The sequence below is a fragment of the Streptomyces sp. NPDC042102 genome (assembly GCF_055582305.1).
Window position 1 is genome coordinate 176,392 of sequence record NZ_JBVJDL010000007.1, and the last position, 21,670, is coordinate 198,061.

17 protein-coding genes are annotated in these 21,670 nt (G+C 73.7%); 10 read left to right on the forward strand and 7 right to left on the reverse strand.

All coding sequences use genetic code 11. From position 1 onward, the window contains the following. Positions 1-124 precede the first annotated feature (124 nt). From ACZ6KO_RS26400 to ACZ6KO_RS26410, 3 genes are all read left to right on the forward strand, one after another. A complete protein-coding gene (locus ACZ6KO_RS26400) occupies positions 125-1,951 on the forward strand; it encodes a WG repeat-containing protein (RefSeq protein WP_469306498.1) in 1,827 nt (608 codons plus the stop codon). Then, the gene (locus tag ACZ6KO_RS26405; RefSeq protein WP_469306499.1) at positions 1,948-3,975 is read left to right on the forward strand and encodes a sialidase family protein; all 2,028 of its coding nucleotides are present in this window, start codon (positions 1,948-1,950) and stop codon (positions 3,973-3,975) included. Before ACZ6KO_RS26400 ends, ACZ6KO_RS26405 begins: the two co-directional genes overlap by 4 nt. Positions 3,976-4,076: 101 nt before the next feature. Beyond that, the gene (locus ACZ6KO_RS26410; protein ID WP_469306500.1) at positions 4,077-4,421 is read left to right on the forward strand and encodes an antibiotic biosynthesis monooxygenase; all 345 of its coding nucleotides are present in this window, start codon (positions 4,077-4,079) and stop codon (positions 4,419-4,421) included. Here the strand turns inward: ACZ6KO_RS26410 and ACZ6KO_RS26415 are convergent. Continuing rightward, positions 4,339-4,851: a DoxX family protein gene (locus ACZ6KO_RS26415; protein ID WP_469306501.1), complete on the reverse strand. Its 513-nt coding sequence runs from the start codon at positions 4,849-4,851 to the stop codon at positions 4,339-4,341. The two genes, ACZ6KO_RS26410 and ACZ6KO_RS26415, sit on opposite strands and share 83 nt — an antisense overlap. 103 nt (positions 4,852-4,954) lie before the next feature. On the opposite strand from ACZ6KO_RS26415, the gene ACZ6KO_RS26420 reads away from it, so the two are divergent. Beyond that, positions 4,955-5,647, forward strand: a complete 693-nt coding sequence (locus ACZ6KO_RS26420) for a MerR family transcriptional regulator (protein ID WP_469306502.1) — start codon at positions 4,955-4,957, stop codon at positions 5,645-5,647. Between the two features lie 74 nt (positions 5,648-5,721). Here the strand turns inward: ACZ6KO_RS26420 and ACZ6KO_RS26425 are convergent, their stop codons facing one another. Continuing rightward, a complete protein-coding gene (locus ACZ6KO_RS26425) occupies positions 5,722-7,098 on the reverse strand; it encodes an aKG-HExxH-type peptide beta-hydroxylase (RefSeq protein ID WP_469306503.1) in 1,377 nt (458 codons plus the stop codon). Next, the gene (locus ACZ6KO_RS26430; protein WP_469306504.1) at positions 7,095-8,342 is read right to left on the reverse strand and encodes an FxsB family cyclophane-forming radical SAM/SPASM peptide maturase; all 1,248 of its coding nucleotides are present in this window, start codon (positions 8,340-8,342) and stop codon (positions 7,095-7,097) included. Before ACZ6KO_RS26430 ends, ACZ6KO_RS26425 begins: the two co-directional genes overlap by 4 nt. 238 nt (positions 8,343-8,580) lie before the next feature. On the opposite strand from ACZ6KO_RS26430, the gene ACZ6KO_RS26435 reads away from it, so the two are divergent. The 3 genes from ACZ6KO_RS26435 (at position 8,581) to ACZ6KO_RS26445 (ending at position 13,730) form a co-directional block, all read left to right on the forward strand. Beyond that, the gene (locus tag ACZ6KO_RS26435; RefSeq protein ID WP_469306505.1) at positions 8,581-8,769 is read left to right on the forward strand and encodes a hypothetical protein; all 189 of its coding nucleotides are present in this window, start codon (positions 8,581-8,583) and stop codon (positions 8,767-8,769) included. A 184-nt stretch (positions 8,770-8,953) separates the two neighbouring features. Beyond that, positions 8,954-12,652, forward strand: coding sequence for an FxSxx-COOH system tetratricopeptide repeat protein (gene fxsT / locus ACZ6KO_RS26440; RefSeq protein WP_469306506.1), 3,699 nt, complete (start codon positions 8,954-8,956; stop codon positions 12,650-12,652). Between the two features lie 64 nt (positions 12,653-12,716). Then, positions 12,717-13,730 carry a hypothetical protein gene (locus ACZ6KO_RS26445; protein ID WP_469306507.1) on the forward strand — a complete coding sequence of 338 codons (1,014 nt, stop codon included), beginning with the start codon at positions 12,717-12,719 and terminating at the stop codon, positions 13,728-13,730. On the opposite strand, the gene ACZ6KO_RS26450 is transcribed toward ACZ6KO_RS26445, so the two are convergent. The 4 genes from ACZ6KO_RS26450 to ACZ6KO_RS26465 form a co-directional block, all read right to left on the reverse strand. After that, positions 13,711-16,104: a hypothetical protein gene (locus tag ACZ6KO_RS26450; protein WP_469306508.1), complete on the reverse strand. Its 2,394-nt coding sequence runs from the start codon at positions 16,102-16,104 to the stop codon at positions 13,711-13,713. The two genes, ACZ6KO_RS26445 and ACZ6KO_RS26450, sit on opposite strands and share 20 nt — an antisense overlap. Before the next feature lie 63 nt (positions 16,105-16,167). Continuing rightward, positions 16,168-17,256 (reverse strand): hypothetical protein, encoded by a 1,089-nt coding sequence (locus ACZ6KO_RS26455; protein ID WP_469306509.1) that lies wholly within the window; start codon positions 17,254-17,256, stop codon positions 16,168-16,170. Next, entirely contained in the window at positions 17,253-18,176 is a 924-nt protein-coding gene (locus ACZ6KO_RS26460; protein ID WP_469306510.1) for a hypothetical protein, read from the reverse strand. Before ACZ6KO_RS26460 ends, ACZ6KO_RS26455 begins: the two co-directional genes overlap by 4 nt. 111 nt (positions 18,177-18,287) lie before the next feature. Continuing rightward, positions 18,288-19,550, reverse strand: coding sequence for a hypothetical protein (locus ACZ6KO_RS26465; RefSeq protein WP_469306511.1), 1,263 nt, complete (start codon positions 19,548-19,550; stop codon positions 18,288-18,290). A 313-nt stretch (positions 19,551-19,863) separates the two neighbouring features. Here ACZ6KO_RS26465 and ACZ6KO_RS26470 point away from each other — a divergent pair, with 313 nt between their 5' ends. The 3 genes from ACZ6KO_RS26470 (at position 19,864) to ACZ6KO_RS26480 (ending at position 21,646) form a co-directional block, all read left to right on the forward strand. Further along, positions 19,864-20,274, forward strand: coding sequence for a hypothetical protein (locus ACZ6KO_RS26470; protein WP_469306512.1), 411 nt, complete (start codon positions 19,864-19,866; stop codon positions 20,272-20,274). Beyond that, on the forward strand, positions 20,271-20,942 hold the full coding sequence (locus ACZ6KO_RS26475) for a hypothetical protein (protein ID WP_469306513.1): 672 nt from the start codon (positions 20,271-20,273) through the stop codon (positions 20,940-20,942). Before ACZ6KO_RS26470 ends, ACZ6KO_RS26475 begins: the two co-directional genes overlap by 4 nt. Positions 20,943-21,007: 65 nt before the next feature. Beyond that, on the forward strand, positions 21,008-21,646 hold the full coding sequence (locus ACZ6KO_RS26480; protein ID WP_469306514.1) for an RDD family protein: 639 nt from the start codon (positions 21,008-21,010) through the stop codon (positions 21,644-21,646). The last annotated feature ends 24 nt before the right edge of the window (positions 21,647-21,670 follow it).

Genomic DNA, 21,670 nt, shown 5'->3' on the forward strand with positions numbered 1-21,670 from the left:
GAAGCCCACCACCGGAGCCCGTGCCCACCCGGTGTCGGAGGCGCCGCCTAGCATGAGCCGCCCCTGATTTCCTTCGGCCGGGCAGCCGGTGACGCTGCGTCGGCCCCGTACGAGGAGCCCCGCCATGCCGTCCCGCACCACCACCGCCGCGCCGCCGTATGTCGTCCCCTGCGCGGGTCCGGCCGGCTCCGGGACGCGGTACGCCCTCGTCGGCGCCGACGGGCGGCTGGTGCGGGCCCCGGAGCTGAGCGCGGTCGGGGCGTTCCACCCGGACGGCCGGGGCGGGTTCGTCGCCCCCGCCGCCGACCGGGAGGGCCGGTGCGGCTACCTCGACCACCGCGGTCGGTGGCTGGCCGCACCGGAGCTCGCCCGCACCGAGGCGTTCGAGGACGACGGGCTCTCCCGGTTCCGGGCGGCGGACGGCCGCTGGGGCTACGCCGGGACGGACGGCGTCCCCGTCATCCCGGCGACCCTGACGCAGGCCCACGTGTTCCGCCACGGCCTGGCCGTCGCCGCCCGGACCGAGGACGCGGTGGGCTACATCGACGCCACCGGCCGCTTCGTGATCCGCCCGCGGTATGCCGCGGCGGGGCCGTTCGCGGCGAACGGGCTCGCCGGCGTACGGGACGCCGGCAGCGGACGGTGCGGCTACGTCGACCGCACGGGCCGGATGGTCATCGAGCCCCGCTTCGACGGCGCGCGCCCCTTCGGCCCCGGTGGCGCGGCGCCCGTCCGCGTGGGCGACCTGTGGGGCCTGATCGACGAGCAGGGGGAATGGGTCGTCGAGCCCTGCTTCGCGATGCTCGACCCCTTCGACGCAGGCGGCCTGGCGTTCGCCCTCGGCGACCACGGCCGGGGCTTCCTGGACGCCCGCGGCGAACTCGTGATCAGGGCGCGGGGGAACCGGATGTCCGAGGACTTCGGCTGCGGGCTGGTCCGCTTCGACGACGGCTACGCGCACGGCTACCTCGATGCCACCGGGGAGGAGGTCATCGCGCAGCAGTACGAGTGGGCGGAGGACTTCGACGACGCCGGGGCCGCGGTGGCCCACTACGTCGGACCCGTCGACGAGGACGCCCCCGAGGAGGTCCGCGCCGCCGCCGCGGGCCGTCCCGCCGGGCGGGCCTGGGGCGTCCTGCGCTCCGGCGGACGGTTCATCCCCGTCCACCACCTGGAGCCCCTCACCGACGACGGGGGCTGGGTCCTCGGGTTCGGCTTCGGGACCGGCCTCGCCGCGTTCGTCACCCGCGACGGCGGCGTCGCCCACGTGGACCGCGACGGCCTGGACGTCTGCCGGGTCGAGGCCGCCGCGGACGGCGCCGCCCTGCGCCTGGTGGACCGGACCGGGACGACGTTGTGGGAGACCACCGCACCTGCGGGCACCTTCGCGCGCGTCGAGCCCGCCCACTGCCAGGAGGCGCACTCCTACCTGGTCCACCCCGGCGCCCCGGAGCGGGACATCGCCGACCTCGCGGCCGAGCTGCTCGCCGCCGAGCCCCGCCGCTTCGAGCCCTGCTCGCTGATCTGCGAGTCCCGGGAGGACCCGTACGAGCCCGCCGAGGAGGACGACCCGGACGTGGACGGCACCTCGTTCGGCGCCATGAGCGTGGTCGCGCGGACCTACCTCTACGCCGAGCACCAGCATGACTTCTCCTTCCTCCAGGACTGGGCGATGGAACGGTTCGGCGAGATCGAGGCCGGCGCGATCGGCAGGATCACCGCCCGCTTCGGCGAGCCGCTCCCGGACATCGGGCCGTGCCTGCGCTCCGGCGACGGCGAGTCGTCCACGGTGTGGCGGGCGGGCCAGGGGCGGCTCGTCCTGCAGTCCTACGTCCTGGTCGGCGACGGGGACGTGGAGATCCAGCTCTGGCTCGCCGCCCTCGCGCCGGCCGACAGACAAGGGGGGCCGACGGGGCGGCACTTGGCGCCCGTACGTACCCTGCGAATATGAATGATCATGAAAAGCGGGCCGGGCGGGGCAGACGCCCGGCCACCCTGCTCTCCGCCGCGCTGGTGGCGCTCGTCGCACTGTGCGCGTCCCTGCTGCCCGGAGGGTTCACCGGGACCGCGGCCGCGGCCGAGCTGGCGCGCCGCACCGAGCAGCCGTTCGCGATCAAATCTTCCGGCTACGAGTGCTTCCGGATCCCGCAGCTCGTCCGGACCAAGAAGGCTCTGATCGCCCTGGCCGAGGGCCGGGTCAAGGACTGCAGTGACGTCGGCGACATCGACATCGTGGCCAGACGGTCGTTCGACGACGGAGAGACCTGGGAACCCGGTCTCCAGGTCATCCGCGGCGGCGCCGGCGACCCCGGCGCCCCGCACGGCTACGGCAACCCGGTCCCCGTCGTCACCGACTTCGACCGCGGCCACATCACCCTGCTCTACGCCTTCAACGAGGTGAAGGACGGCGCGCGCCAGTCCCGCGAGCTGCAGCGGACGGAGACGACCGACGGCGGCGCGACCTGGTCGTCGGTCAGGGAAGTCCTGCCGCACCTGAAGGGGGAGGGCTGGGAGTGGATCTCGGTGGGTCCCGGCAAGGGCGTCCGGCTGCCGTCGGGACAGCTGGTCGTCTCCGGTGAGTACCGCAAGGGGAAGGAGGGCACCCCCGTGTTCGGCGGTGCCGTCTTCTACTACAGCGCGGACAACGGCAGGACCTGGAAGATGGGTGCCCGGTCCGAGGCGCTGGAGACCCCCGAGGGCACGCACTACCCCAGTGAGCCCTCCACCGCCGTGCTGCCGGACGGCCGGGTCTACGTCAACGCCCGCTCCAAGCGGTTCTGCGGGACCAGGGACCGCCGGCTGTCGGCCGAGATCCAGCCCAAGGACCTCGTCGAGGAGTCCTTCAGGGTCCCGTTCTCGCTGGTGGCGAAGATGGAGGCGCCGCCCGTATCCGGCTCCCTCCTGCGCGCGCCGAGCGGCACGCTCCTGTTCTCCTCGCCGGTCCGCCACGGCGGCGAGACCAATGACCGCTTCACCCTGGCGATCCGCTCCTCCTCCGACCAGGGCAGGACGTGGTCGACGTCCGGCGCGGTGATCCACAGGGCCCGGGCGGGGTACTCGGACCTGGAACACCTCGGCACGGGCGAGATCGGCGTGCTCTACGAGCACGCGGGGGGCAGCCCCCACGGCAACATCGGCTTCGCCGCGTTCACGGAGGCCGCCCTGGCCCCGGCCCAGGAGGACCTGCGCACGCACCACACCGGCGACGGCAGCGGGACCGGCAACAACGCGGCGGTCCAGGGCGGTGCCCAGTTCGGCACCGGACCCGACGGCGGCAGGAGCATGCGCTTCGACGGCACGGACGACGCCGTCCGGGTGTCGTGCAGCGACTCCCTGCGCCTGGGGACGAGCGACTTCACCGTCAGCACCTGGGTGAAGTTCGGCGCGGACACCTCCACCCCCACCGCGAAGGACCCCGCGTACGATCAGCGGCCCCGGCCGATCATCGTCGGCTACGGGCAGGACGCCAACGCCTCCGAGCTGAAACTCGTGGCCAACCGGGACGGCACCCTCACGGGATCGATCCGGGGCAAGGTCTACGTGAGGGACTACGACATCGACGGGAAGTACCTGAGGACATGGACCGGAGAGTCCGGCATGTACGTCTACTCGCCGTCCCGGCTAGATGACGACACCTGGCACCACGTGGCCCTCAAGCGCAAGGGCGACCTCTTCGAACTGGCCGTGGACGGACAGACCGTGGCGGGCCAGGGCGACCCGGGCGGGCAGCCCGTCGACCTGCGGATCACGAAGCCGAAGGACCCCGTCGAGCACGACCGCGACCACGGTCCGTTCAGCATCCGGTTCGGCGCCGACCACACCTACATCAAGCCCTTCGCCGGCGAGATGGACGAGGTCCGGATCCACACGGCGTCCCTGACGCCGGCGGAACTGACCTCTCTGATGAGGGGAACCGAGGTTCAGAAGGACAGGACGAGGCTCGCCCTCTCGCTCAACAGCGTCTGGACCCTCTAGCGGGGCGGGTCCGGTCGGGCGGTGGCCGACGGTGAGCCGGACGCGGCACCGGCTGGCGCGGCTTCCGGGTGCGTGACACCCTGGGCACCGTGATCATCAGGGTGAGTGAAGCGCGCGTACGGCCGGACCGGTTCGAGGCGTTCCGCGACATGATCGTCTCCGCGGTGGCGGAGTTCCCCGGCCGCCACCCCGGGCTGGTGGACCACGAGGTCCTGCTCGCGCCGCCCGACGCGCTGATCTACGTCAGCCGCTGGCGCAGCGAGCAGGACCTCGTCGGCTACGCCGGCGAGCACTGGCGTGAGCAGCCGGTGGTGCTGCCGGGCGAGGACGACTACCTCCTCGAGCCCCTCCGGGTACGGCACTTCACGCTCGCGCCCCTGCCCGCGGTGAGCGGCGGGCAGCCGCCGCACGCTCCGGGAGGTACGCCCACAGCGCGACCGCGATGAAGACGAGCTGTTCGGGGATCCTGAACCACAGGGGCGTCGCGGGCTCGCCGTTGAACGGGATCCGCTCGACGGCCGCGTGGACGTTGGCCGGGAGCATCAGGACGAACAGCACGGCGAGGCCGAGCCCCGCCATCGGCCGGGTGGTCCCGCGGACGAGCCCGGCGGCGCCGAGGAGTTCGAGGACCCCCGTGGCGTAGACCGCGAGGCGGGGGAACGGGACGAACGGCGGGACCATCGCGACCAGGTCGTGGTGGCCGGGCATGGGCCCCAGGGCGGAGGGGACGAAGTGGGCGCTCGCCGTGAACACCAGCATGACGGCGAGGCCGTGCAGGACGGACACCCGCCAGGTCGCGAACCGTCCGACGCCGAACGCGCCGAGCAGTCGGAACAGCAGGGTGGGAACGGCGATGAGCATGAGTGTGCCGAACATGGGGGAGAGCCCTTTCGGTCGGTTCATCGGTCGGTCGAGCGTGTTCGGGCCGCGCAAACGGATAATAGCGTTATCCGTTATCCGTTGCCGAGGAAGTGAGTGGATGAAGGTCTCCGAGCTCAGCAGGCGCACCGGCGTACAGGTGTCGCTGATCAAGTACTACCTGCGCGAAGGGCTGTTGCCCCCGGGCCGGGCCACCGCGTCCAACCAGGCCGACTACGGTGAGGACCACGTGCACCGGCTCCGGTTCATCCGCACCCTGATCGGGACGCGCGGCCTGTCGACCAGCGCGACGAAAGAGATCCTGGACGCGATCACGGCCGAACAGGACGATCTGCACCAGGTGTTCGGCATCGCGCTGGGCGTACGTCCGACCAGGAGGGGAGAGGACGCCGGTACGCGGCAGCCCTCCGAGGGGACCGAGCCGGAGCCCGAGCCGGAGCCGGCGGGCCTGGCCGACGCCCGCACGCTGATCGCCGAGATGGGGTGGGAGGTCTCCCCGGGCAATCCGGCCACGCACACCCTGGCGGACGTCCTGGCCGCACTCGCCGACCTGGGCGCGGACATCGACTGGCGGGGCCTGATGCCCTACGCCCGGCTCGCCGACAGCATCGCCGACGTCGACATCCGGCAGATGGGCGGCGAGCGCGACGTGCTGGCCCAGGCCGAACGGGCCGTGCTGGTCACGGTCCTCCTCGAACCCGCCCTGCTGGCCCTGCGCCGGCTGGCCCAGGAGGCGAAGTCGGCCAGGCGCTTCGGAGGCGCCGACCGGCCGGGCGGGACCGACTCGGCGTGAACGCCGGGGCCTCGGCCTCGATCTCCGCGCGCCACGGGGCCATGTCCTCGGGCAGCGTCACCGCCGACGGTCCGTCAGACGGGCAGCGCCCGTGCGCTTCCCGTCGCTCCCGGCCAGGCCTCCCGGTGGGCCCGCGCCGCCGTTTCGGCGCGCCGGACGGCGGCGGCCGGGAGCGGTGCCCGGCACAGGGCGTCGAGGGTCTCCAGCATCCGGCCGGCGAACCGGGTGCCGAGCGGGGTGAGCCGGCCGGAGTCCAGGATGACCACCGTCGCCTCCCGCGCGGCGAAACGCCAGCGGGCGAACCGGGTCTGCGCGTCGGACCGCATCCCCGGGTCCGGCTCCGTCTCCCCGCGCCTGCCCCAGAACCGGGCCACCGCCAGATGCGCGTACGCTCCGTGGAAGAGGCCGACCAGCGGGCGCGGGTCGGGGCGCCAGGGCGCGTAGTACAGCGCCTCGGGCCCCTGATGCCCTTCCTCGAACAGGTCGAAGAGGTGCAGCAGCGCCGCGAACTTGTTGTGCTGCATCTCGTGCGCCATCGTCGCCGCGAAGACCGTGCCGTTCGACGGCAGGGACAGGGCCATGGAGCCGAAGGTCTCCGCGCTGCTGCCGCTGACGCTGCCCCGTCCCGTGCCGGGCAGCGGTACCAGGAGCCGGGGGCCCGCGGCCAGTTCCGCGTAGAACTCCGGATGGTCGCGGCGCAGCAGCTCGGTTGCCTCCCGGGCGCGCGACGCCCACCGGTGGGTCTCGTCGGCGTCGAGGCCGCCGGGGCGCCCCGCGGCCGCCGGGAAGGCGGGCGGGTCGAGGGTGTCGAGTTCCAGTGGGGCGCCCGTGTCGAACGTGGTCAGCAGGTGCGCGCCCCGCCACCGGCCGGTCGCGCGGTACGGATCGCCGTGGCCCGGCACCGCGACCGGGACCTGCGGGGTCGCGGCGTCCACGACGGTGAGGAAGGCCCGCCCGTCGCCCTCCACGCGCAGCTCGGCGTGATCGCCCGGACGTGCTCCGGGGAAGCACGCCCGGCCGAGCGACGGCAGCGGCACCCAGGAGCCCGGTTCCGCGACCGGCCACCGCACCAGGGTGGGTATCCGGGCCCTGACCGCCGCCGCCGCGGCGAGCGCCGTGAGCCAGTGGAGCGGCGGGCCGCCCGGCGCCGGCCGCCGCGTGAGCTGCCGCAGCAGGCAGACGAGCACGGGCCCGGCCGCCGGATGCGTCAGGACGGCGGCCGCCGCCCCGGGATCCGCCCGGTGGGCCGCGGCCAGCAGCTCCCAGGCATGGCCCGCCCTCCGCGCCACCGTGCCCCCTGACGCGCGGGCGGCGGCCTGCACGGCGTACAGGCAGGCCAGGCGCCGGCTGTGCTCGGCGCGGGCCAGCAGCCGCAGGGCCTCCGCCCCGCCGCCGCCGGCGGCGATCCCGTCGAAGAGTGCTCCGGGCAGCCGATGCGGCGACGGAGTCATACGGCCTCCGTCGGCGACCCGGGGTCGCCGGTCGGGCCCGGCACGTCGTGGGCCAGCCGCTCCCGTACCCGGCCGATCAGCGCCGCCAGGTCCGCGCAGTACACGCTCGGGTTGGCGAAGCCGGTGTCGTGGCGGTGCCGGGTGGCGTAGTGGCCGCCGCCGCACACGGGGTGCAGGCGGCAGCCGCGGCACGCGGCGCTCAGTCCGTCGGCGCCCCACTGGCGGGCCGCGATCCCCGGATGGCGCAGCAGCTCGTCGAAGGAGTGGTGGTGCACGTCGAGTCCGGTGCGCGTCGCCCCGTCGTACGCGGTGCGCAGGGCGTCGTCCTGACCGAGGGAGCCGTCGGTCTCGATCACGGCATAGCGCACCGGGGCGAGCCCGAGGGCCTCGGTCTGCGGGGTGGCGCCGAGCAGCAGCGCCATCAGATCGTCGAGGAGGCGTACGCCCGTCTCGCGCACCGGGGCGCCGTACCAGCGCTCGAAGACCCGTCCCAGCCAGTCCGCGTACGGGGTGCGGCGTCCGGTCGGGTCGAGACCGGGCGGCGGCGTGTGCCAATTGCCCAGGGGCAGCAGGAAGTCGACGGCCGGCGGCCGGTGGACGAGCAGCTCCTCGTAGGTGCGCACGGGATCGTTGCGCAGATCGATCGTGCACAACAGCGCGCCGAACAGCGGCCGGTAGCGTTCGGTGGCCAGCAGGCGCAGCGCGGTGCCGACGCGGGCGTGGCTGCCGCGACCGTCGGCGCTCTTGCGGTGCCGGTCGTGGGCGGTGCGTCCGCCGTCGGTGCTCACCCCGATCCGCAGGCCCAACTCCCCGCAGAAGTCGAGTCGTTCCTCCGTCAGGCGGACGCCGTTGGTCTGCAGGGACAGGTGCAGCCGCACGTCGTGGCCGACGGTGGCGCGCAGGACCCGTACGGTGCGGGCGAGCGCCTCGTCGCCCATCAGCAGGGGCTCGCCGCCGTGCAGGACCACGCCCGCCTCGGTCAGTCCGTGCGCGGACAGGTGCTCCGCGATCCGCTCCGCCGCGCGGGTGACGGTGGCGGGGGCCATGGCCCGCGGCTGCGCGCGCCAGCTCGTGTCGTGCGAGCGGTACATGTAGCAGTAGTCGCAGACCAGGTCGCAGCGGCTGTGCACCTTCAGGACGAAGGAGTGCAGCGGGAACGGAACCCAGCCCGCCGCCTCACGTGCCCGCACGTCGCTCACCCTCGGCCAGGCCGGCTCGCCGGGGCGCAGTGGCGGTCGACCCATCCGCTCCCCCCGAAAGCGTGCGCCGATCCGTCGCGCACCGGTCTCGTGCGCACTCGTTCGGCCAATATTCGGCTGCGGTGTGCAGGGCGTCAACATCGCTAACGAGCCAAGGGGGTGCACTGGAAGTGAAGTTGGAGCAGTACAGGCGCGCACGGCGGCTGCCCGGAGGGCGGGCGGCGGCGCTACCCTGGAGGGGACACCGGCCTCCCGGTCCGCCGCGACTCACGGAGTGGAACCCATGGCAGTTGCCGAGAGCACCGCTCCCGTCCCCCCGGGGTCCGACGCGGAGTCGGTCGTCCTGGACATCGCCACGCTCACCCCCGACGACATCGCCGCCCTGCCCGACTCCGTGCTCGGCGCCCTGCTGCGGCGGGTGCACGAGACGGCCGGCGATCCCTTCGTCACCGGGCACAAGGAGAGCCAGTGACCGGACCCGGCCGGGCGGAGCCGGACGGCCGGGGGCGGCAGGGCGCGTCGAGGGGCCGTCCTCCCGTCGGGTCGGATCCTGCGCGCGGCCGACCGGGATCACGGCGGGCCGGGGCCTATACTGACCCCCTGAATGTCCGTTATGCCCAGTTGTATTCGCTGCCACCCCGCCGAGCGGAGAGGTCATGCCAGACGCCAACCCCCAGCACCATGTGGGTTCGTTCGCCGTCTTCTTCACCACCTCCGAGAACCTCGGGCTGAGCACCACCCTGCGCAACACGGCCGACATCCTCGCCGAACGCAACCGCAGCGTGCTGCTCGTCGACGGCCGCCCCGGGGAGCCGGCGGAGCGCGCCACGGTGCCCGAACCGGTGGCAGGGCAGGTCACCGTCGCGGCCCCCGCCACCCCGGACGCGCTCGCCGCGCTCGGCGGCGACCCCGTCGCGGCACGCTACGACCACGTCCTGATCGAGGCGCCGGTGCCACAGGACCCCGGCGCCGAGGTGCTCGGCAGACTGGCGGAGTCCGCCGACGCGCTCGTGTTCTGCTTCGCGCTCACCGCATGGTCCGTCGACGGCGTCGCCGCGCTCGCGGACGACCTGACCGGGCGCCGCGCGGACCGGCCCGTACGGCTGCTCACCCTCGGGCTCAGGAGCGACGTCGGGGTCGGGGACCGGCTGCGCGAGGGGCGCGAACGGGTGCGCCGCAAGTTCTCGGCGCTCGCCCAGGCCCGCGGCGAACGCGAGTACCCCTTCCTCGAGATCCCGTACAACCCCCTCTACCTGGACAGCCGCGCCCTCGCCGTCGAGACCGAGGACGCGGGCACCGTCGTGGGCCTGCGCCCGTACTACGAACAACTCGCCGACTGGCTGCGGGTCCGCCGCGCGCCGCGGCTCACCCGCGTCACCGTCGTCCACTCGGGGCGCTACGTCCCCTGGGCGGCCTGGCTGCGCGACCGGCTCGACGAACGGGGCATCAGCACCGAACTGCGCCGGGTCGACGCCTACATGGGAGAACGGCCCGAGCGCGGTACGGCCCTGCTCTTCCTCTCGCCCGGTGACGGGGACGACACCCTCCTGGCCCAGATCGGCGCGCTGTCCCACACGGACGTGCGGATCGTCCTGGTCGACGAGCCCTTCCCGCACGCCGAGGCGGCGCACCACGAACGCATCGACCTGCGCACGGCCACCGAGGACGAGGCACTGCGGATCCTCTACGCCGGACTCGGCCTCGGGTCCGACCGGCCCCGCGAGGGCGCCAGGAGCGTACGCTTCCCGCGCCTGCCCGAGATCACCAACGTCGCCGCGCGCGCCGGCGCCTTCATCGACCGCGACGACCTGCTCGTCTCGCTCCAGGAGCAGCTGCGCGAAGCCGGCGGCAACGGCGCCGGCCTGGTGCTGCACGGCCCGAGCGGCTGGGGCAAGAGCGAGACCGCACGGGAGCTGTGCCACCGCTACGGCGGTGCGTACGACGTGGTGTGGTGGGTGCGCGCCTGGGAACCGCAGCGCCTGCGCCGCGGTCTGACGAGGCTCGCCGCGCACCTGGGCACGGCCGAGGGCCGACTCGGCGCGGCCCCCGCCGACGGCGACATCTCCCCGCTCCTCAACCGGCTCTCGCGCCCCGACCCGGACGCGGAGAGCTGGCTGATCGTGTACGACGGCGCGACCGACCCCGCCGAGCTGAACGGACTGCTCCCCGTCCCGCACGAGCGGGGCCATGTGCTGATCACCAGCCGTGTCGCCCCCGTGGAGGAGGAGCCCGGGAACGGCCCCCCGCCCTACCTGACGGCCACCGTGATGCCCCCCATGACCGGTGCGGCATGCGGCGAGCTGCTGGCCGAACGACTGCCCGAACTCGGCCCCGACCAGGCCGAACAGATCGGCAGCGTCGTCGACTTCGTACCGCTGGCGCTGCATCTGGCGGCCCGCTGCCTCGCCGAGCGGGCCGCGACCCACCGTCGCGAGGACCACATGCCGCCCGACACGGCGGCCGCCGCCGCCGTCGCCGACCTCCTGGACGCCTACCGCGCCGCCAAGACCCAACTCCTGCGCGTGAGCACCACCGGAGCCGTCACCCCGGTCGCCGTCATGGTGCGCGTCGCCCGTCAGTTCGCGCAGGGCACACCGGGCGCCGCCGCCTGGCGCGCGGAGAGCCCCGCACAGGACGCGCTCGGCTGGCTGCTCGGGGCGGCGTCGCTGCTCACCGGCCGTGGCATGGGCCTGGAACTGCTGCGCTCGCGCCGCATCCTGTCCGAGCTGGCCCGCGACGACTCCTCGGAACCCCGCGGCACCGGAGGCGACGGAGGCGACAACGCGCTGCGCCAGCCGTACGACGTGCAACTGCCCGACGAGCACATGGTGAGCGTCGCCCTGTGGTCGCTCGCCCGGGTCGGCCTGCTCGACGTCGACTTCGACAGCGAGGTCCAGCCCCTCGCGCAGCACCATGCGCTGCGCGACCTGATCCGCGAGGACATGGACCCCGAGGCGCGGCAGTACATAGAGTGGGTCCTGCGCGGTGTCCTCGCCGAGTACGCGCGCCACGACGAGGACCTCCCCGCCGACTGGGCGCGCGAGGTGTACAGCCTGAGGCTGTGGGAGGACACCCGGCCCCGGGTACGCCGCTCACTGCTCCGCCACCTCCAGTCGCTCGGCTCGCGCGGCGAGAGCGCCGACCTCACCCGCCTCCTCGACATCGCCGGCCAGGCCCGTCGGGCGTGGCGCGACGAGGGCGACGAGCAGAGCCCCGAATACCTGCGGCTGCTCAACCTGACCGCCCGCGCCCACCGGCTGTCCGGGGCGCACGAGAAGTCCCGCGAATTCTCCCAGGAGGCGCTGCGCGGCCACCGCAGACTCCTCGGCCTCGTCCACCCCCGGACCCTGCTCTCGGCCGACTCGCACGCCGCGACCCTGCGCGCCCTCGGCCGGTTCGGCGACGCGCTGGTCCAGGTCAGACCCTCCGTGGAGGGCCTGACCCTGCTGCTCGGACGGCACCACCCGGCGACCGTGCAGGCCGAGTACAACCTCGCCCTCACCGAGGCGCTCACGGGACGTGTCAGCGCCGCCCTCACCCGGCTCCAGGAACGCTTCCGCCACCGGCAGGCCGTCGGCGGCAAGGACGACCCGGGTGCCTGGGACATGACCGACCTGCTCGCCTACCTCTACCGGGCGACGGGGCGCGACGGTGAGGCCCGGGACCTGCTGCGCCAGCGGCTGCGCCGGCAGGGCGACGTCTGGGACGGGCCACGGCTGCGGACCGAGGTCGGCCTCGCCGCCAGCGAGCGCCGCCTGGCCGACGGCTTCCCGTCCGTCCGGGATCCCCGCTACGGCTACGAGATGGCCCACGAGCGCGACCTGCGTGCCCTGCGGCTGTACGTCAACCGCTTCGGACTCGACCGCCTGGACACCCTGCGCTGCCAGTTCAGCTACGCCGCCGACCTGCACGCCCTCGGCAAGACGGACGAGGCGGAGACACAGGCCCGGCTGTGCGGGCAGGTGCTGGGCGAGCGGTTCGGCGTGGGCCACCCGTTCACGGCGCTCAGCAACGTCCGGCACGGGGTGTACCTCCGGGCGATCGGGGACCTGACGCAGGCGGAGAGCCTGGGCCGCAACGCCGTGGGCCGGCTCACCTTCAAGCTCGGCCAGGCCCACGCCTGGGTCACCGCCGCGGAGAACTCGCTCGCCGCGACCCTCGCCGCGGCCGGCCGCCGCGAGGAAGCCGTCGCCCTCGCCGAGAGCGCCCTGTCCAGGCTGCGTGACCTCGGTGTCGCACACCGCCCCGACGGGCGGCGGGTGCGGGCCCATCACGCGCGGCTGACCGGCGCCGACACGGACCGCCCGGCCCCGCCGTCGGGCTTCGACATCGACCTGGAGCTGCCGGACCTGTAGGAAGCGGACGCAAGCGCGTAGCAATCTGGAAGCCTCCCGTCGTACACCGAAAGGCGAGTGGACCGTGGCAGCCCCGGCACCGCAGCTCACCGAGACGCTCAAGGAACACCACTGGCGTCCCGAACGGCACGGCAGGATAACCTTGTTGTGCGTCGAGGCGGTGGCCAGGGCCGGTGGGATCCGGTCGCTGTCCCACTTCAGCAACGGCATCCTCGACTTCGTCGTCGGCCGCACCGACCGGCACCCGCTGAGCAGCATGGTCACCGACCCCGGCGACGCGGCGGAGGAGGAGTCCCTGCCCGGCAGCCGGCTGCTGCTGTGCTCCCAGGACGTCAACGCGCTGCTGCTGCCGCTGGGCACCGGGGAGCTGATGCGCACGGTCGTCGCCCACGGCCGGGGCGGCCTGTGGGGCGGGCGCGTCAAGCCGGGGGAGTACCTGGCGGCCATCGCCGACGACGCCGGCAACGTCGACCTGATGGACGCCGTGATGAACGAGCTGGTCACCCGGATCCGGGTCGAGGTGCACCGGCTGTCCGACGAACTGCCGGGTGGCGACCGCAAGGCCAAGCCCAATCTCTCCTCCGTCGACGGCGTACGCGTCCCCCTGCGCGTCGACTTCGGCACCGCCGCGCCGGCCGATCCCATGTACGAGGAAGGCCTGCGCGCCCGGTGGATCGGCCATGTGAACACCACCGATCTCCACTACGCCGCCTACTACCGCGACTGGACGCTGGTGTGCGCGGGCGACGTCTTCGAATCGCCCGACCTCGGCCACAAGTTCATGAACGTCAGCGTGCGCACCCGGCGCAGCGCCTACCGGGACCTGTCCCGGGGCCTGCGCGGCCACCTGGTCCGCCTCACCGACGCGCTGAACCTCGTCGCCCCCGCGGACCCGGGCCGTCCGGCCGTCGAGCGGCTGGTCCTGGACGTGCAGGAGGGTGCGGTCTACCTCGTCTGGATCTCGCCGCGCGAGTTCCTCGTCGGGGTCACCCTCGACCAGACCCAGGTCGGCAACGCCGACAGCCAGCTGATGCGGCTGGCCGACGCCGTCCGGGGGATCACACCGCCGCCGCGCTGAGCGCGGACCACACCTCCTCCGCGAGCACCTCGACCGTACGGGCCGCCGTCAGCGGGTGGGGCGGGCCCGGGCTGCCCAGCAGATGCGTCGGGAGGACCTCGACCGCGCTCTCGTACTCCCGGCAGATCCGCCGCAGATCGCCCCACTGGAGATCACTCGGGGCGCCCTGTGCGGCGGACCGGTGCCAGGCCGCCACGGACCCGCGGAAGTGCTCGGTCAGCGCCCGCACCAGGGTGGCGCAGCCGAGGACACCGAGGTCTCCCTGCGTCGCGGTGGAGCGCCGCTCGACCGCTCTCCCCGCGATGCGCCGAGTGACCGTGTCGAGGACCGCGAGCGCCTCGTGGAACCGGTGCCGTACCGCCCCGGGAAGATCCGCGGCGACCGGTTCGGGGTCCGGCTCCCGCCCGGGCGGGAGATCGAGGACCGCCGTCGGTCCGCCCGGGGACGGGGCGGTCCGCGCCCCGCCGGGGGGCAACGCACGCGACCGCATCTCCGGGACCCACGTGTTCATCGCCCGGCGCAGTTCGGCGAGTTCGGCGGTCTGCTGCTCGAGGTCGCGCCGCATGCGCTCGCCCAGCTGGACCAGGCCCTCCTCGCGGCGGCCGTCCGAGAGCCGCGTGCCCAGCTTGCGCAGCGCCGCGTCCACGGTACGCGGGAAGTCCCGCTGCTCGTACACCAGCGGCCGCGAGCCGATCGAACGCCCCAGACGGTCCTGCATGGTGTGCGACACATGGCCCCTGACCACGAGCAGCACCTCGCACCGGCCCGGGCTGACCGCGCTGCGCAGACCGTGGACCTGGGCGGCGATCCGCTCGGCGTCGTCGGCGACGAGGACGGAGTTGGTCAGGAGCACCGCGAGGTAGGCGTTCGGGGCGGGGGAGAGCCAGTGCAGCACCTCCTCGGGGGTCCCGGGCGGGGACGACAGGCGGTCCGGGACCGGGTCGCGCGAGGCGATCCGCCACTGCCCGAGGTCCAGGGCCTTGCGTACGTCCGTCACGATGTGACGCCGCGAGACCTGCTCGTGCAGCCGGCCCACCGCCAGCAGCACGTCCCTGGCGCTCACGCGCCGTACGCCGCTCTCCGCGCCGTCCTCGCGGGCGCGGTCCCGGTCCTCGGCGATCTGCCACGCCTGGCGGCAGGTCTTGAGGACTTCGCGGGGCACGCCCTCGGTCAGTTCGTGCAGCAGCCCGATCGCCTCCCGGTCGAACGGACCGAAGGACGGGCCGGCGGACGGTTCGGAGGTCGGGCGGGCAGGCGTGCCGGCGCCCTCGCCCGGCTCGCCGCCCGCCGCGACGTAGGCGGCGACCAGCTGTCCGGTGAGGCGTTCGTCGAACGCGGCCGGCCACAGCTGCACCAGCCGCTCGTGCACACTCGGCCGCAGCTCGCGCAGCCCCCGCGGCGACACGCAGAAGACCAGCAGACCGCCCTGGCTGGCGTAGATGTTGACGAGCCGTTCGAACGCGTCCATGAAGGTGCGCAAGTGGTCCTCACGCCACTCCAGGACCTTCTCCAGGGAGTCGATCAGCAGTGCGTACGGGCTGCTGACCGTGCCGTGCAGGACGGCCTGGACCGCCAGGGCGTCGAAGACCCGGTCGATGCCGGCGTTGATGTGCTCAGGGCCGTTCGTCCCCGCGGAGGGCCCGATGGCCTCGGTGATGCCGCGCTCGCGCAGCGGCTCGGCCGGTTCCTCACCGCCCAGCCACTCCCACACCATCCGGGTGAACGACGGATCCTGGAACAGCGCCAGCGCGGTGGCGAACCGGCGGTGCTCGGTGACCGAGCCCAACGCGCGGCGCAGGTCCGCATGGATCACTTCGGGGTCGTAGCGCAGCGCCGACACGACCTTGTCGGGGTCGAGGCTGCCGGCCCGCAGCGCCGACGCGATCTCGTCGAGCCCGCCCAGGCGCGGATCGTGGCCCTGGGCGGCCACGCGGTTGGCCATCACGTAGGTGTAGTAGCGGTGGACGAGTTTCTCGAAGCGCCGTTGGCCCTGAGGGGTGTCGCCCGGGCCGCGTAACCGGTCCCGGTACATCCGTCCCATGTCCTGGACCGGCTCGTCCATGCTCCACAGGGTCAGCGGCTCCGGCAGCCCGCCCAGATCGTCGGAGACCTTGCGCAGCGCGTGGCTCTTGCCCAGACCGAACTCGCCCACCAGCGCGATCACCCGGCCCCGGCGGCCCCCGCCGGGCTGGTCGATGAAGTAGTCCTCGACCAGCCGGGAGAGTTCCTCCGTGGTGGGGGTGGAGACCGTCGCGTTGCCCGAGTCGGCCCGCTCGACGGGCGCGTTCCCGAGGTCCGAGGATGGCCCGAGACGCACGACGGGGGTCAGGGGGAACGGGTTGCTGTGCCAGATGTCTCCACTGTCTGGGGCCACGGCGGGCACTCCTCGTGTTTCCAATGATGCGATCCGGGCGGCGGGCAGGTGTGGGGACGTGGGTCAGGATCCGGCGGGTGGCGGGGATCCGTCGGACGGGTCGGAGGCGGGGTTCGGGTCGGGGGCGGGATCGGGGCCGGGGTCCGGGCCCGCCTCGCCGAGCAGGCGGCGCCTGGCCTCCTGGTTGAGGGCCTCAGCGTGCTGCCTGAGCTGCTCGGCGGTGATGCGGACCGGCTGTTCGTTGCGTATCTGGTGTTCGGCCGCGGCGTGGTACACCTGCCGCAACTCCCGTACGTCGGTGGGCTCCCACCCCGTCAGCAGCGACGCGTCGGGGTCGGGGTGGCCCGAGCGGGCGCTCTGGTGGAACGTCACCCTGTCCTCGTCCTTGAGGTGGCCGAGCGCGAGATGGGTGACCGCCGGGTGCCGCAGCTCCCTGGTCACGTGCAGAGCCTCCTCGGTCTCCCCGAGACTGACCTCGACGAAGAGGACGATCCGGCTCCGCGCATGGCTCAGACAGGTCTTCAGGAAGCGGGTCCGTGCGCCCGTGTCCTTCCAGGCGATGTGCGGCACGATGACGAACAGCAGGGCGTCCTGTGCCTCGAGCAGCTCGCTGATCGTCGTGAACGCGTCTCCCGGCGGCTCTTTGGGCAGCCCGGCGTCGACCTTGGTCTGGTGCTTGCGCAGCTCACCGACGATCTGTTTGAGAATCCTGGAGTTGATGAGCCGGGTCGGTGCGAAGTTGCCGTCGTCGTCCGTGCTGATGGCGCGGCCGTTGTTGCCGTAGCCGGCCGTCATCGCCACGAAGTGCTTCAGCGGCGGTTCCGGGTTCAGCGTACCGATGTACTCCCGCGCCTCGTGGACGCACCGGTGGATCAGACTGGTCTTGCCCATGCCGATCGGGCCGGTGACCACGACCAGGCACCCGTGGTCGACACCGCCGTCGACGACTTCCGGGAGCGTGTCCAGCCACTTGCGGAAGACGTCCACCTGGGCCTTGGCGTGATCGACGTCCACCCACTGCTCGCTGTGACTCGCCTCGCTCCAGGGCACCAGAGGGTGATCGTCCCGAGGCGGGGAGGCGACGTTCCTCAGACCCTGCTTCTTCGTCGGCACGCGCACGCCGTACGGGTTGTGCTGGCTGGGCACCGTCATACGGCCGCTCCCCGGTCCGTGCGAGACAGCCGCTCGCGTACGGTACGCCATCTCCAGTGGAGGGCACGTCTGTTGAGATCCGACACGGCGCCCAGCGCCTGGTCCACCGACCGGCGGGTGTCCCGGGCCCCGTGGCCACGCGCGTCCGCGCCCAGCCGCTCGCCGTCGACGAACTCGGGCAGGGGCCCGGCCAGCGGCAGCGTCTCGGCCAGGAGCCGGGCCCGGCTGCGTCGCGCGCCGGGCGCGTCGACCTGGGCGAGGGCCGAGTCCAGCGCCTCGCGCGCGGTCACCACCGCCGCGTGGTCCGCCTGCGCATCGTCCTCGTAGGCCCTCAGATACTCCCGCGCGGCGGCCCGGTAGGCGGCGGTCGAGGCGTCCAACTGCTGGCCGAGCCGGCGCCGTTCCGTGGAGAGCCGCTCCGAGGCCTGGCCGCCGAGGGTGAGCAGGGCGCCGAGGACGAGAGCGGGGAGGGCGGCGAGGAACGTCGTGAGCCAGCCGTCGTCCTTCTTGGCCTCGCCCCCCGCGCCGGGGGAGTCGGCGGCGGCCCCCATCAGCGCGGCGCAGGTCCGGCCGAAGTCGTCCCGATGCCGGTCGGCCCAGGTCTCCGGTGTCATGGCGGCGGCGCCGTCGGCGGTCGGCGTCACGGAGGCCGCCGTCGACGTGCCGGGTTGGAGGAGGCCGAGACGCAGCCCCGCCGCGACGAGGTCCGCGCGATGCGCGGTGTCGAGGCAGTACACGAGGTGGACGTCACGCTCCTTGGACCCGGCCCCGGACCCGGACCCCGAGCCGGACCCTGAGCCGGACGCCAGGGCGAACGCCGGGGTGGCGGCCGTCAGCAGGAGCGCCGCCCCGGCGGTGGCGCCGCTCGCGATCCTCCGCCACCCCGCCCTCGCGCCTCTGCGCCCCGTCCACTGCCTCATGCGCACCCTCCCTGGCCCGTCGCTGCCCCCACCGGTTTCCCGGCCCGTTCCCCTGACACCCCTGTGACACCCATGCACCACCCCCGTGTTCCACCCCGGCCGGGCCAGTGTTCAGCCCCCAGGTCGCCCGCCCGGCAACGGCTCACGCGCCAAGGGCTCGGGCTTCCCCTGGTCGCGGGGACGCTCCTCGACGGTGTCGGGTTCTCCCCGGCCGCGACCTCGCCACCGGCGCGGCGCCCCCGTCAGCAGCACCTGCGACGTGGCGTGCAGCAGGTTGACGGTGAGGACGGCGGGTCCGACGACGGAGACCGTGCCGGGGAAATCGCGTTCCAGGGCGAGGGCGATGAGGACGGCCGTGATGCCGTTCTGCTGGCCCAGCCCGAGCGCTGCCCTGTCCCGCCGTTCCAGCCCCTTGACGAACACGGGCATGACGCCCAGGGCGACCACCGCCTGCGCACCGAACGCAGTCACGCCGAGGACGAGTCCGGGCAGCAGCGACACCCCCTGGGCCAGGAAGAGCCCGAGGGCGAGGGAGGCGGCCAGATAGGCACCGGCGACGGCGCCGTCGACGACCTTGTCGAACGCCGGTGTCCGGACGACCAGACCGGCCAGCGCCACGGCGAGCATCAGCATGCCGCTCGCGGCGACCACGAGCGTCGCCACGACCAGCACTCCCGTCAGGGCGGCCCCGGTCCGCCGGCCCAGCGGCGTGCCCGCGAGCGCCTCGGCCGCCGCCCTCGAACCCGCCAGCGCCCGCAGCACCCTGCGCCCGGCCCACCACAGGAGCAGGACCCCGGCGAGCAGCGCCGCGTTCAGCGCGAGGCCGTCCAGGTAGCCGTCGGCGCCGCCGCCGGCGACGGCCGGCATGCCCTCGCGCCCTGATCTCGTATACGCGTAGGCGGCGACGTACAGCGTCAGCAGTACCGTCATCGGATCGTCGAACGACGCCCACGCCGTGAGCAGCGAACGGGCGCGCGGCGACATGCGGTCGCCCTTGCCGAGCGCGGCGACCGACAGCGGGTCGATCTGGGCCACGGCGATGCCGAGCACCAGGTACTCGGGCCGGTCGAACGCCAGCACCATCACGCCGGCGATGAGGGACGCCTTCAGGACGACGCCGAGCGTCACCGCCGCCACGACACCGGAGAGATCGGCGCGTAACGCCCCCAGGTCGATCGAGTACGTGGATCCGTACAGTCCGACGGCGAGGAGGAATCCCGTGCCGAAGAGGTATGCGCCGGTGCCGGCCAGTGCCGACGGGTCGACGAGCAGGCCGATCGTCACGCCGATCACCAGCGTGCCGAGCCCGCCGGCCACGATGGCCGGGACCGATTCCGGCAGCCGCCAGGACCGGACACGTCCGGATCTCGCCACAGCCTCCCCCCCCTCCCGGCCCACACACCTCACCCGGCACACCCGCCGACGCCGTGGGGTCAGTTGAATCGTAGGGGGCGCGGACGCCGGGCCGAAAGCCGGACTCCCGTACCCCGTAAGGGAATTACCCCCCTCCGATCACCTCGATGAGACGGATGGCGCGGTCGCGACCGCTTCTGTGCGGTCCTGTCTGTAAGATGCCCGCCCCCGGAGGTCGCCGAACGCCCTTCTCGGCCGCACCGCGGCATCACGAACCACCCGCTCAGGGCGCGTTGGCATACCATTTCCGGAAGTGTCAAGGGAGGGGACATTGTTGAACGAGCTCGCACAGGCGGCTTCCGCCGCCATCATCAGTTCGGCCGCCACGGACGCGTGGCCGCGGCTGCGGGACGGCGTCGTCGCGGTATGGCGGCGCGTGTATCCCGAGCGGGCGGACGCGGTGGGTACCGATCTCGACGCCAGCCGGGACGATCTGCTCGCCGCCCGGTCCGGAAGCGACGAGCTGTCCGAGGCCGAGCTGCGCGCGGAGTGGCAGGGGCGCGTGCGTCGTCTGCTGGTCGAGAACCCGGAGATCGCCGGGGCGCTCAGGGCGCTCCTGGACGAGGTCGGCGGGCCGTCCGCGGAGCGGGCGGCCGACGTGGGTGAGGTCCGGATGACCGCGCGGGCGACGGGGAACGCCCGCGTGTACCAGGCGGGGCGGGACCAGCACATCAGCGAGCGATGACGGACGAACACGGCGGCAGTCGCTCGGATGCCCGGGCGTCCGGTCAGGCGCGGGTCTTCCAGGCCGGCAGGGACCAGCACGTCACCGAGCAGCACTTCCACGTACGCCGCTCGCGTACGGCGGTGATCGCCGCCGTCGCGGCGGCCACGGCCACCGCTGTGGCCGCCGCGGTGGCGGTCGCGGTGCTCGGGCGGGGTGATCCGGGTGGCGCCGGCTCCTCGCCCGCCCGGCCACCGGCCGCTTCCGCCGTCACACCGTCCCGGTCCCCGCAGGTCACGCCCTCGGCCGCCGCGGACACGGCGCAGGGCTGGTCGGGGAAGATGCGGCTGACGTACGTCGATCTGGACGCGCGCGTACCGAGGCTGCTGCCCAGCAACACCGGCGCGAGCTTCTACGTGAACTACGACACCGGCGACAGCCCGCAGCACACGATCTACGTTCTGCCGGGGGCCGGTATCGCCCGCTGGCCGGGGAAGACCTCCCCCGGTCGGCAGGGCTGCGCGGAGCTGATCGCCACTCAGGGGGCGCCGTTCTTCCCGGTCCGAACGGGGGAGCGCTACTGCGTGAGTTCGGGCGGGGGCAGGGTCGCGGCGATCACGGTCGGAGAGTTCGACACCGCCACGCGCTCGTTCGTCGGTGAGCTCGTCGTCTGGGGCGCCGGGCCCTGACCGGTTCCCGGGGCCCGGCCCGGGGCCGGGCCGCTTCACCTGCACCGGTGCAGCATGATGTGGGCATGAGCACGCCACCGATGGATCAGGGGTACCCGCAGTACCCGCAGTACCCGGCCCACGGCCAGGGACACTCCCCGCAGGTACCAGGGTCGCCGTACGCCCCGCAGTCGCCCGTGTCGCCGTACGCCCCGCAGCCCCCCTACGGGACCCCGTACGCGCAGCAGCCGTGGCCCCACGGGCATGCACCGCAGCGGCGCGTGCCGCGGCCCGCGGGGGAGGGGCGGCGGCTGCTGGCCGCCACGGTGGACCTCACGGTGGCGGTGGCCGGCCCGTACCTGCTGGCGCGCGGTGAGGACGGCCGGCCGCTGACCGCCCTGGCCCTGCTGCTGGGCGTCTCCCTCGTCAACCAGGTCGTCCTGACGGTGCTGTGCGGGGCGAGCGTCGGCAAGCTGATCACCGGGATACGGGTGGTCCGGGCCGCCGACGGGGCGCGCCCCGGGTTCTGGCGGGCCGTGTACCGCTGGCTGTGCGGGCTGTGCTGGTTGCCGCTCCAGCCGTACTACTGGCTGCGGGCCTTCTTCCGCGGCGCGGCCGGGGGAGGCGCCGCCCGCCGGAACGTCGTGGACAACGACGACGGCGAGCTCTACCACGCCGACCTCGCCGGCCTGCGCCACGTCCGCCGCAAGGATCTCGCGGCCTGACCCGGTTCCCCGTGCTGTCCGTCG

Bases quoted from the DNA above. Each gene is read 5' to 3' on its own strand.
- ACZ6KO_RS26415 (WP_469306501.1), bottom strand. From the start codon at position 4,851: ATGTTCGGCACACTCATGCTCATCGCCGTTCCCACCCTGCTGTTCCGA.
- ACZ6KO_RS26475 (WP_469306513.1), top strand. From the start codon at position 20,271: ATGACGGACGAACACGGCGGCAGTCGCTCGGATGCCCGGGCGTCCGGT.
- ACZ6KO_RS26460 (WP_469306510.1), bottom strand. From the start codon at position 18,176: ATGAGGCAGTGGACGGGGCGCAGAGGCGCGAGGGCGGGGTGGCGGAGG.
- ACZ6KO_RS26405 (WP_469306499.1), top strand. From the start codon at position 1,948: ATGAATGATCATGAAAAGCGGGCCGGGCGGGGCAGACGCCCGGCCACC.
- fxsT (WP_469306506.1), top strand. From the start codon at position 8,954: ATGCCAGACGCCAACCCCCAGCACCATGTGGGTTCGTTCGCCGTCTTC.
- ACZ6KO_RS26480 (WP_469306514.1), top strand. From the start codon at position 21,008: ATGAGCACGCCACCGATGGATCAGGGGTACCCGCAGTACCCGCAGTAC.
- ACZ6KO_RS26435 (WP_469306505.1), top strand. From the start codon at position 8,581: ATGGCAGTTGCCGAGAGCACCGCTCCCGTCCCCCCGGGGTCCGACGCG.
- ACZ6KO_RS26420 (WP_469306502.1), top strand. From the start codon at position 4,955: ATGAAGGTCTCCGAGCTCAGCAGGCGCACCGGCGTACAGGTGTCGCTG.
- ACZ6KO_RS26400 (WP_469306498.1), top strand. From the start codon at position 125: ATGCCGTCCCGCACCACCACCGCCGCGCCGCCGTATGTCGTCCCCTGC.
- ACZ6KO_RS26430 (WP_469306504.1), bottom strand. From the start codon at position 8,342: ATGGGTCGACCGCCACTGCGCCCCGGCGAGCCGGCCTGGCCGAGGGTG.
- ACZ6KO_RS26425 (WP_469306503.1), bottom strand. From the start codon at position 7,098: ATGACTCCGTCGCCGCATCGGCTGCCCGGAGCACTCTTCGACGGGATC.
- ACZ6KO_RS26455 (WP_469306509.1), bottom strand. From the start codon at position 17,256: ATGACGGTGCCCAGCCAGCACAACCCGTACGGCGTGCGCGTGCCGACG.